This window comes from Pseudomonas antarctica (assembly GCF_900624995.1).
GTDB classification, from domain to species: Bacteria; Pseudomonadota; Gammaproteobacteria; order Pseudomonadales; family Pseudomonadaceae; genus Aquipseudomonas; species Aquipseudomonas antarctica.
This window is the reverse complement of record NZ_UYXQ01000119.1, coordinates 1-11,770: the sequence shown is the minus strand read 5'-3', so window position 1 is coordinate 11,770 and position 11,770 is coordinate 1. Positions and strand designations below refer to the sequence as shown.

General features: G+C 61.0%; 4 protein-coding genes. 2 read left to right on the top strand and 2 right to left on the bottom strand.

Annotation, left to right across the window (positions count from 1 at the left end; translation table 11 throughout):
• Positions 1-421: 421 nt before the first annotated feature.
• Positions 422-1,249 carry a N(5)-hydroxyornithine transformylase PvdF gene (locus tag E0F99_RS25745; RefSeq protein WP_083358710.1) on the bottom strand — a complete coding sequence of 276 codons (828 nt, stop codon included), beginning with the start codon at positions 1,247-1,249 and terminating at the stop codon, positions 422-424.
• A gap of 199 nt (positions 1,250-1,448) precedes the next feature.
• On the opposite strand from E0F99_RS25745, the gene E0F99_RS25740 reads away from it, so the two are divergent.
• Positions 1,449-3,101, top strand: coding sequence for a cyclic peptide export ABC transporter (locus E0F99_RS25740; RefSeq protein WP_083358711.1), 1,653 nt, complete (start codon positions 1,449-1,451; stop codon positions 3,099-3,101).
• Between the two features lie 109 nt (positions 3,102-3,210).
• Complete coding sequence (locus tag E0F99_RS25735) at positions 3,211-5,652, top strand: TonB-dependent siderophore receptor (protein ID WP_083358712.1); 2,442 nt, start codon at positions 3,211-3,213, stop codon at positions 5,650-5,652.
• 143 nt (positions 5,653-5,795) lie between these two features.
• Here E0F99_RS25735 and E0F99_RS25730 read toward each other — a convergent pair.
• A partial coding sequence (locus E0F99_RS25730) for a non-ribosomal peptide synthetase (protein ID WP_130908998.1) occupies positions 5,796-11,770 on the bottom strand: 5,975 nt, incomplete at its 5' end.

The window sequence follows — 11,770 nt, the reverse complement described above, 5'->3', positions numbered from 1 at the left end:
CACCCCATGCGAAAGGTGGGAGCGGGCTAACTCGAGAAGTCAGTGTGAAGTGTGCCAGCCACCTGATGCATCGACTGATTCACCGCCTTCGCGAGCAAGCCCGCTCCCACATTTTGCTCTGCGTACATCAGGTAGAAATTCGCGGCAATGAGTGTGGGACAAGGCTCAGAGTCGTGCGCGAACCCTAAGACCACCACCTTTCAAAGGTGGGAGCGGGCTTGCTCGCGAAGGCGGTGTGCCAACCACCTGATGTATCGACTGATTCACCGCCTTCGCGAGCAAGCCCGCTCCCACATTTTGCTCTGCGTACATCAGGTAGAAATTCGCGGCAATGAGTGTGGGACAAGGCTCAGAGTCGTGCGCGAACCCTAAGACCACCAGCTCCCACATTTTGATCTGTCTGCACCCAATAGGGTTAGGTTCAGGCCTGCTTGGCCAACAACTCCAACCCTTCATGCAGCGCCGGGAACAGGCTGTTGTTGAAGTTGTTCCAGCGCAGTTCGAGGATGGTGTCCTCGGGCGCAATCTCGGTTTTGAGTACATCGTGGAACACTTCACCGGAGTCGATGCCGTTATCCACGTAGTGGAACGACGCCCCGGTGAGGTACAGCGGCTCCGACGGCGTGGTGGCCTTGGTCGCCCAGTCCACCACCGTTTGCCCGCGCGCGCCGTACAACGCATTCCAGGTGGCGTAAGCGCCACGGCGTTCGTAAGGCGATTCGATGCGGGTGATGCCTGGGTGAATGTTCATGATCCGCCGGGCAAACGGCGCACCCGGGCGCACCAGCTCATCCAGAATCACCAGCAGACCATCCAGCACGACGATATCGGCCTTTAACTCCACCAGCGTGTCATGCAGGCGACGCTCAAAATCCTGCTTGCCCGCAATGTGCTCGGCACTGCCGCGCGGCAGGCGGCGATAGGTGGACGGCACGCTCAGCAACAGGTCGTTGACCAGTCGCCCCTGCACTTGCAAGTCCGCCGGGTACAACCATTGGCGGCCTGGCTTATAGGCAAAACCGTAATCGCTGACCCGTTGCTGATCACGTGGGTTCTGCTCGTCATCGTCGTACACCACGCCGACCAGGTTGTAAGCCTCGCCCAGCGGCGTGTCGTTCAGCGAACCCACCAGAAACTCCAGTACCGATTTCATGTAGCGCTCGTGGTCCTTGTAGGCCACCGGCTGCCCGGCCTTGTCGGCGGCGGCATTTCTCAGGGACCAGACATATACCAGGTTCTTTTTCGTCATTGTTTCGCTCTCGCTCAATGGACTGCGCGCCGTGTCGATGCACGTGCACCTACAGCACAAGAACGAACCAGCGCGGCGGCAATTTATCCCTTAGCGCTGCCATCCGGCACGCCGAGCTAAATACTCGTGCCGACGCTTCGTTTGTCATGGGTAAGGGTCTGTGTGCCCAGCCCCTCTTTTCACTCTCCGGGATGTATTTATGACCGACCCCAAACGCAGCGCCTTCAAGGGTTTGCTCGCCTTGCTCAGGCCTTTTCGCACTATCGTGACGGTCTCCGTCGCCCTGGGCATGGCGGGCGGCCTGGCCATCACGCTGTTGTTGGCCACCATCAATAATGCTTTGCATTCGGCAAACGGCATGACCCAAGGCGTGGTCCTGACGTTTGCGGCGCTGTGCGTGCTGGCATTGGTCAGCTCGATCATTTCGGACATCGGCACCAACTACGTCGGGCAACGCATCATCGCCGCGTTGCGCAAAGACCTGGGCGAGAAAGTCCTGTCGGCGCCCATCGGCCAGATCGAGCGCTACCGCTCTCACCGCCTGATCCCGGTGCTGACTCATGACGTCGACACCATCAGCGATTTTTCCTTCGCCTTCACACCACTGGCCATCGCCGCCACAGTCACCCTCGGTTGCCTGGGCTACCTGGCCTATTTGTCGGTGCCGATGTTCCTGATGATGGTGGTGGCGATCATCATCGGCAGCGCCGTGCAGTTCATTGCCGGCGGCAAGGGCATCCAGGGTTTCGACCTGGCCCGCAGCCATGAGGACGAATTGCAGCGCTACTACAACGCGATCGCTTCCGGCGCCAAGGAACTGCGCATGCACCGGCCACGGCGCTTTCGCATGAACACCCATCGCATCCAGGAAACCGCCGACCGCATCAGCGACATCCAGGTGCGCTCGGTCAACATTTACATCCTCGCCAAGACGTTTGGCTCGATGCTGTTCTTCGTGGTAATCGGCCTCGCCCTGGCGATGCAGGCCTACAACCCGAACCCGGACCCGACCGTGATCACCGGCTTCGTGTTGGTGCTGCTGTACATGAAAGGCCCGCTGGAACACCTGCTTGGTTACCTGCCGGTGGTGGGCAAGGCCAAGATCGCTTTTGGGCGTATCAGCGAACTGTCGGAGCGTTTCTCGTCCCCGGAACCGCACCTGCTGATGGACGACAGCGAAGCCCCCAAACCGGTGGTCAACAGCCTCGAACTGCGCGGCGTGAGCTACAGCCCGCCGGCCATTGAAGGCAGTGAGCCGTTCCACTTGGGGCCGATCAGCCTGAGCATCAAACAAGGCGATATCGTGTTTATCGTCGGCGAAAACGGCAGCGGCAAGACCACCCTGATCAAGCTGCTGCTAGGCCTGTACCCGCCCCAGGCGGGTGAGATTCACCTCAATGGCGAGGCCGTGACCGACCCCGAGCGTGATGACTACCGTCAACTGTTTACCACGATCTTTTCCGACTACTACCTGTTCGACGACCTGGTACAGGGCAGCGCCACGCAGTCATTGGACAGCGCCACCAAATACCTGGAACGCCTGGAAATCGCGCACAAAGTCAGCGTGAAGGATGGCGTCTTCAGCACCACCGACCTGTCCACCGGCCAACGCAAACGCCTGGCGCTGGTCAACGCATGGCTTGAAGAACGCCCGGTGCTGGTGTTCGACGAATGGGCCGCCGACCAGGACCCGGCCTTCCGCCGGATTTTCTACACCGAGCTGCTACCGGACCTCAAGCGCCTGGGCAAAACCATCATCGTGATCAGCCACGACGACCGCTATTTCGACATCGCCGATCAATTGGTACGCCTGCGCGCCGGCCAGGTCGTGCACGAAATGGAACCCGCCTGACATTTCTTTTCCGGTTTTTACAAGTAGGAACGTCTCACTAGTGGTAATGAGAATAATACTCAATAGATACCTATAACTTGCCCACTTAAACATAGAAGAGAAAGTAGCCATGCCAGCAAGACTCGGTCTCAGCCCTCTGAGCAAAGCGCTATCCATGCGCCGGGCCCTGAACATCAATCTTCTTCCTAGCGCCCTGGCCCTGGCAATATCGCTCCCGGTTGCAGGTTATGCGCAGGCGCAGGAGATCGAGCTGGATATTCCTGCACAGTCGCTGGGGAGCGCGCTGCAGGAATTCGGGCGCCAGACCAACGTGCAGGTGCTGTACAGCCCAAGCGATGTGCAGGGCAAACGCAGTCGCGCGGTCAAGGGCAAAATGGAGCCGCAGCGCGCAATTGATGCCTTGCTGGGTGGGACCGAGACAACCCACACCCTCAGTGGCAACTCGCTGACCGTGACCGCCGCCGGTACATCCGCAGTGCTGGAGTTGAGCCCGACCGAGGTCACTGGCAATACCTTGGGTAACATCACCGAGGGCTCCGGTTCCTATACGCCGGGCACCATTGCCACGGCAACCCGCCTGACCCTGACGCCACGGCAAACCCCGCAGTCGATCACGGTGATCACCCGCCAGCACATCGAAGACTTCGGCCTGAATAACGTTGATGACGTGATGCGCCACACCCCGGGCATCACCGTGTCGGCCTACGACACTGACCGCACCAACTACTATTCGCGTGGTTTTTCGGTCAACAGTTTCCAGTACGACGGCATTCCGTCCACCGTGCGCAACGTCGGCTATTCGGCAGGCAACACCCTGAGCGACATGGCCATTTACGACCGTGTCGAAATTCTCAAAGGCGCTACCGGCCTGCTCAACGGGGCCGGCTCACTGGGCGCGACCATCAACCTGATCCGCAAGAAGCCCACCTCAGAATTCAAGGGCCATGTGCAACTGGGCGCAGGTTCGTGGGACAACTACCGCAGCGAAGTCGACGTCAGCGGCCCCTTGACCGACAGCGGCAACGTCCGTGGTCGCGCAGTGGCGGCGTATCAAGACAAAAAGTCGTTCATGGACCACTACTCGCGCAAGACCGAAACCTACTACGGCATTACCGAATTCGACCTGTCCCCCGACACCATGCTGACCGTGGGCTTCGACTACCAGGACAGCATTCCACAAGGCTCCAGTTGGTCGGGTTCCTTCCCGCTGGTGAAATACGACGGCAGCATCAACAAGATGCCGCGCTCCTACAACAACGGCACGACCTGGAGTTCCTGGGAGCAAAACACCCGCACCGCCTTTGCCATGCTCGAGCATGACCTGGGTGACGGCTGGGTGACCAAGTTCCAACTCGATCATAAAATCAACAGCTATCACGCCGACCTGGGCTCGATCCAGTTCGTTGAGCCCCAGTCCGATGGCAGCGCGTCGATCAACGGGCAAAAGTACACTGGCGAAACCAAAAGCACCTCGGCCGACCTGTATGCCACCGGGCCTTTCAGCCTGTTCGGCCGCGACCATGAGCTGGTCGTAGGCGGCTCGATCGGCACCTCGCGCTGGCAGGGCAAGGGCTATTGGTCGCCCGAATGGCCAGGCGGCAACAAAGTGGATTTCTACAACTGGAATGGCAAGATCGCCAAGCCTATCTACGGCCCGGTCCAACAGTACACCGACGACACTATCCGTCAGACCGGCTACTACGTGACGACACGCTTGAACGTAGTAGATGACCTGAACGTGATTCTCGGCGGGCGCGTCGCCAACTATCACGTCACCGGTATAAACCCCTCCTACAAGGAAACCGGCCGGTTCATCCCGTATGCGGGTGTGATCTATGACTTGAACGACAATTTCTCGGTGTACACCAGCTATACCGATATTTTCCAACCTCAGGAAAGCACCTATAAAGATCGCAACCAAACACTGTTGGAGCCGGACGAAGGGCAAAACTACGAGGTGGGCCTCAAAGGTGAGTTCTTTGACGGCCGCTTGAACACTAGCCTTGCGTATTTCGAGGTCCATGAGACCAATCGTGCCATCCCGGACGATGCCTACAACAACCAAACCCCGAGACCGAATAACTATGCGTTCAGGAGTTCCAAGGCCGTCACCAAAGGCTACGAGGCCGAAATCTCCGGTGAGTTGAGCCCAGGCTGGCAACTGCAGGGCGGTTACACCCACAAGATCGTGCGCGACGAAGACGGCAAGAAGATTTCCACCTTCGAGCCAGAAAACCAGGTCAACCTGAACACCACTTACAAGCTCAAGGGCGCTCTGGACAAGTTCACCGTCGGTGGCGGCGTGCGCTGGCAGAGCAAGGCCTGGAATGAGATCTGGAATGACCCACTCAAGAAAAACCAGGACATCACCCAGTCGTCCTACACCGTGGTGGACCTGATGACCCGCTACCAGGTCACCAAGAACCTCTCGGCGACCGTCAACCTCAACAACCTCTTCGACACGACCTACTACACCAACGTGGGTTTCTATAACTCGGCGGCCTACGGTGAGCCGCGCAACGTGATGTTCAGCACTCGCTGGGACTTCTGACCTGATGCACTGATCGCCCAGGCGATCAACCCAACGCCCGATGAAAGCGCCGCTTTCATCGGGCTTTTTTATGCCTGCCTGGCCTGAAAACACGCACAAAAAAACCCGGATCGATGATCCGGGTTGGTTCGTGCGTTGGCCCCTTACGCCATGGCGGCCACCAAACTGTTGATGAACTCGGGGCTGTCGATAATGCCGTCATGATCGGTGTCGATCATCACTGAACGCTGGATGCGCCCCTGGACTATCACACTGGCCATGCTCTGCTCGATCAGGTCCTTGAAGTGCCCCGCGCGGCTCAAAGAAGCCCACCAGCAACTGACCGGCGCCTGGATAGGCTTGAAGTCAGCCGCTGCCAAACGCTCGCTCAACGCACGGTCGACGTCCCAGGAAATCTGCGCCTCGTTGCCGCGCAGCAACTCTTCCTTGATGCCGGTGAACGCCTCACCCAGGGTCTGCTCGGCCCAGGCAATAAACGCGTGCCATTGCCCGTCTTCATCCGCCGCCTGACGCTGGCACTGCTGCCAGACAGCTTCAATCTGCTCGGCAAATGCCGGGAACATCACCCCCAGTAACGCCGCGCGGCGCTCATTGGCAGATACCTCGCGGCCCTCCTCGATGACCACCGCGTCCCAATACGGCGTGAGCCATTGCGGCGGCGCGGAATCGATCCAACCGACAAATTCGACCTCACGCCCTGCTTGCTCCAGCGCGTAAGCGACCTCCATCGCCAGGTTGCCGCCCAGCGACCAGCCGGCCAGGCGATAGGCGCCGTGTGGCTGGGCCAACACCAATTGCGCGGCGTAATCGTCAACCATCGCCTGCCACTCGGGTACCGAAGCGCCCTCTTCCAACAATGCGCGGCAGATCACGCCGTACACCGGGCGTTGCTCACGCAGCGCCAAGGCAATCGCGGTGTAGCAATGCACCGAACCAAAACTTGGGTGGAACATGAACAGCGGCGTACCGTGGGTCTGACTGTTGAGCTTGACGATCACCTCACTGCGCGCATCGCCCTGCAGGCAATTGACCTGCCCGCGCACGGTGGGGTTGAGCATCAATTGGCTGATAGACAGGTTGACCCCGCTCACCTGCCGGAGACGCTCCTTGAGCAACAGTACGCGCAAGGAATGGCCGCCGAGCTCGAAGAAGTTGTCGTTCAGGCCAACCTGCTCAACCCCGAGCACCTCGCTCCACACCGCGGCGACGTGCTGCTCGATCTCGCTGTGCGGCGCCTGATACGCCTCTGCAGCGCTGGCTTGCGGCTTGGGCAATGCCTTGCGATCCAGCTTGCCGTTGGGGCTCAACGGCATCTGCTCCAATACAACCCACTGTGCCGGCACCATGTAATCCGGCAACTGCGCAGCCAAGTGCGCGGCGACCATTCCCTTCCAATCCTCACTTGGCGCCTGCAGCACCACGTAACCCACCAAGTGCGTGCCGTCCACAGCCAGCACCGCCGCTTCACGCACGCAGGCATGCTCCAGCAGGCGCGCCTCGATTTCTCCCAACTCGATGCGCAGCCCGCGCAGCTTGACTTGATGGTCTATGCGCCCGGCGTACTCGATCACGCCATCGTCGCGATAGCGCGCCAGGTCGCCGGAGCGGTACAGGCGTGCGCCGCTGCCGAATGGGTCAGTCACAAACCGTTCAGCGGTCAGCGCCGGCCGACGGTGATAACCCCGCGCCAGACCGATGCCGCCCAGGTACAGCTCGCCCAGCACGCCCACCGGCGCCGGTTCCAGGTTGCTGTCCAGCACGTAGCAACCCAGGTTGGCGATAGGTCGGCCAATCGGCACGGCGTCACTTGCTTCGTCGACGCACGTCCAGTGGGTCACATCAATCGCCGCTTCCGTCGGCCCATACAAGTTGTACAACTGGGCAGCGGGCAGCTTGGCAAACACCTGCTGCTGAGCATCCACGGGCAAGGCTTCGCCGCTGCACACAATACGTTGCAGGCTATGGCAGGATCCGACTGCCGTGTCCTGCAAGAAAGCTTGCAGCATGGACGGCACAAAATGCAGCGTGGTGACCTGCTCGGCATTGATCAGGCTAACCAACCTGCCCGGGTCACGATGGTCCCCCGGCGCTGCCACCACCAGACGTGCGCCGGTCATCAACGGCCAGAAGAACTCCCACACCGACACGTCAAAACTGAACGGGGTTTTCTGCAATACCGTATCGCTGCCATCCAGGCCATACGCCTGCTGCATCCAACAGAGTCGATTGGTCAGCGCAGAATGCCGGTTACCGGCGCCCTTGGGCTGCCCGGTAGAACCCGAGGTGTAGATCACATAGGCGAGGTTTTCGCCATCCACCGCGACATCAGGGTTGTGCTCGCTGTAGCCCTGAAGCCAGGTTTCGCCTGTTTCCAGCACCAGGCTCTGCACACCTGCCGGGATCGGCAGGTGTTCCAGCAGATGCGCCTGGGTCAGCAGCCACGTCACGCCGCTGTCTTGCAGCATGTAGCTGAGGCGCTCACGCGGGTATTCCGGGTCCAGCGGCACATAGGCACCACCGGCCTTGAGCACGGCCAACAGAGCGACAACCATCTCGATGGAGCGCTCCACCGCCAGCCCGACCAGCACGTCCGGCCCGACACCGGCTGCCATCAGACGATGCGCGAGGCGGTTGGCCCGACGGTTCAGTTCGGCGTAGCTCAGGTGTTGCCCGGCAAACGCCAGGGCTGGGGCGTGCGGCGTACGCAGCACCTGTTCCTCAATCAACTGATGCACGCCCTGGTGCAGCGGGTAAGTCTGAGCCGTGGTGTTCCAGGCCTGCAGTGTCTGGCGCTCGGCCTGCGTCACTGTCGGCAGTGCGGCCAGGCGCTGGTCGGCGTCGACAATCAACGCACTCAGCAATTGCTGGAAGTGCTCGGCCAGGCGCTGGATATGTGCGGCACTAAAGGCCTGTCGGACGTAGTTGAATTCAAGCCCGAGGCTGTCGCCCATGCCCAGCAGCACGGTCAGCGGGTAGTGCGTCTGCTCCAGGCTGTGCACCGCACCAAAGCGCAGACCCGACGGCGCGCCCTGCTCCAGGGCCTCGGACACCGGGTAGTTCTCGAACACCAGGATGCTGTCAAACAGGGCCTCGCCGCCCAACCCGGCCCAGCGCTGGATCTCAAACAGTGGCGTGTGTTCTTGCTCGCGCAAGCGCACATTCTGTGCCTGAATCTGCTGCAGCCATTGGCTCACCGACATGTGCGCTTCAGGTGTGGCCACCACCGGCAGCGTATTAATAAACAAACCGACCTGCTGCTCGATACCGCGCAGCTCCGCCGGACGGCCTGCCACGGTGGCGCCAAACGCGACGGTGGCCTGCCCGGTGTAATGCTGCGCCAGCAATAACCAGGCGGCTTGCACCAAGGTATTGAGCGTCACCTTGTTGCTTTGCGCGAAGGCTTTGAGGCGTTCGGTGTGAGCGACATCAAAGCTCAGGCGATGTTCGCCATTGGCCGCCCGGGCCGCAGGCGCCTCGGTCGACAGGCCACGCGCCAAGTGCGTAGGCGCCCGCAGGTTGACCAGTTGAGCTTTCCAGAACGTCTCGCTGGCAGCCTTGTCCTGCGCCTGCAGCCAGGCGATGTAATCGCGATAACGCCCGATCGGTGCGGACAGCGGCTCGCCCGCGTAGTGTTGCAACACCTCGCCAAATAACTGCGAACCACTCCAGCCGTCCATCAGGATGTGATGATTGGTGTAAATCAAGTGATAACTCGACGCCCCGGTGCGGATCACCGACAGGCTCAACAGCGGCGCTTGTTCCAGTACAAACCCCTGGGCCCGCGCCGACTCGGCCAGGCTATCGAGCGCCGCAGCGCACTCCACGCGGCCCTGCCAATCGAGCGCCTGCAGCGGCATGTGCCGCTGCTTGTAGACCACCTGCAACGGTTGCTCCACATCGGTCTGCCAGAGGAAACCGCTGCGCAAAATCGCATGCCGATCCACCGCCGCCTGCCAGGCCTGGCGAAAGCGCGGCACATCAAGGCCGTCCACGTCGATGCGCATCTGGTTGATGTAATCGCCCGAACCTTCGCCATACAGCGACTGGAACAACATGCCTTGCTGCATCGGCGACAGCGGGTACAGGTCTTCAACCTGCGAGACACTCAGTGGCAGCGCATCCAGTTGAGCTTGAGACAAGCGCGCCAGCGGGAAGTCCGACGGTGTCACGCCTTGATTCGCCGCAGCGCAGCAATGCTCGATCACGGTTTTGAGTTCCAACACGTAGTCATCCGCCAACTGTTGCACGGTTGCTTCGGCAAACATGGCTTGGCTGAAACTCCAGTTCAACTTCAGTTCACCGCCATAGACCTGACCATTGATTTCCAGCCAGTTGCCCAACGGCGCATCCAGGCTTTGCTCGCTGCCACTGGCATCACCGGAAGGCGCAAACAAACCTTCCTGTTCGCCGCCCTCGAAACTGCCGTCGAACTGCCCCAGGTAGTTGAACGTGATACGTGGGCGCGGCAAGGCGCCCAATGCTTCTCGCGCCTGGGCATTGCCCAGGTAGCGCAAGGCGCCAAAGCCCAGCCCCTTGTTCGGTACGGCGCGCAGTTGTTCCTTGATCTGTTTGAGCGAACCTGCCAACGAGTCGCTCGGCGTCAGTTGCAACGGATAGAGGCTGGTAAACCAACCGACGGTGCGGGTCAGGTCGATCTCATCGAACAGGTCTTCACGGCCGTGGCCTTCCAAGCGGATCAGCATCGACGCATCACCGGTCCAGCGCACAATGACGCGCGCCAGGGCTGTCAGCAGCAAGTCGTTGATCTGGGTCCGGTAGGCGCTTGGGGCGTCCTGCAACAACCGCCGGGTAAAGCCCTGGCCCAAGTGGGTAGTCACACTCAGTGCATGGCGGTTGCTCACGCTGGCCTGCGGGTCGGCGCCCGGCAAACCGGCGCGACTGCCGTGCAACTGGGTCTGCCACCACGCCAACTCCTGGGCCAGCGCCGTGGTGCCGGCGTAAGCCTGCAGCCGTTCGGCCCAGGCGCGGGTGGAGCTGGTTTTCGCCGGCAGCGCCACACGGGCGCCTTCAGCCAGTTGGCGGTAGGCCGTTTGCAGGTCTTGCAACACAATGCGCCAGGACACACCGTCCACCACCAAGTGATGGATCACCAACAGCAAGCGCTGCGAACCATCGGCCATGTCGACCAATACGGCGCGCAGCAAAGGGCCTTGGCTCAGGTCGAGGCTGCGCTGGGCTTCTTCGCCCAAGGCCTCAAGCTCCTCGCCAGTCGTGAGCGTGGTCTGCCACACCACCTGTTCGGCCTGGTGCTGCGCTGCGCCTCGATACGTTGCCGTCCAGCCATTTGCGCCTTGAACAAACGCGCTGCGCAAGGCGTCGTGATGCACGATCAACGCCTCAAGCGCTGCCACCAGCACGGGCACCTCCAACCGTTGGTGCGGTTGCAGTACCACGGACTGGTTCCAGTGCTCACGCGCGGGGATGTCATCGGCAAAAAACGCATGCTGGATCGGCAGCAGCAACGACTCGCCGGTCAGCGCTGACTGATCCAGCAGCAGCGCACCCTCGCCTTCACGGGCGACGGTCGCCAAGCTCTGCACGGTCTGGTGCTGGAACAGGTCCTTGGGCGTGAAGCGCACGCCCGCTTGGCGGGCACGGCTGACCACCTGGATCGAGATGATCGAGTCGCCACCCAGTTCGAAGAAGTTGTCATGCAAGCCCACACGCGGCAAACGCAGTACATCGGACCAGATCGCGGCGATTTTCTGCTCCAGTTGGCGCTGTGGTGCGACATACACCTGCTGCATCAGGCTCACGTCGGGCAACGGCAAGCCTTTGCGATCGAGCTTGCCATTCGGGGTCAGCGGCATGCGTGGCAGGAACAGCAGGTGCGTGGGCACCATGTAATCCGGCAGGCGGCTTTTCAAGGCGCGGCGCAGCCCTTCGCGGCAGTTCGATTGCGCCACGGCGTTGTCGATCAACGCCGGGTCCAAAGGCACCACATAGGCGACCAGCTGCTTGCCGGTCGGGCCTTCCTGGGCCACCACCACGGTTTCACCGACGCTGTCCTGTTCACGCAAGCGGGCTTCGATTTCACCCAGCTCGATACGAAAACCACGGATTTTCACTTGGTGGTCAACCCGGCCCAGGTAGTCCA

What these genes read in the sequence shown, in the direction of transcription:
- E0F99_RS25740 (WP_083358711.1), top strand. Translation starts at nt 1,449, where the DNA reads ATGACCGACCCCAAACGCAGCGCCTTCAAGGGTTTGCTCGCCTTGCTC.
- E0F99_RS25745 (WP_083358710.1), bottom strand. Translation starts at nt 1,249, where the DNA reads ATGACGAAAAAGAACCTGGTATATGTCTGGTCCCTGAGAAATGCCGCC.
- E0F99_RS25735 (WP_083358712.1), top strand. Translation starts at nt 3,211, where the DNA reads ATGCCAGCAAGACTCGGTCTCAGCCCTCTGAGCAAAGCGCTATCCATG.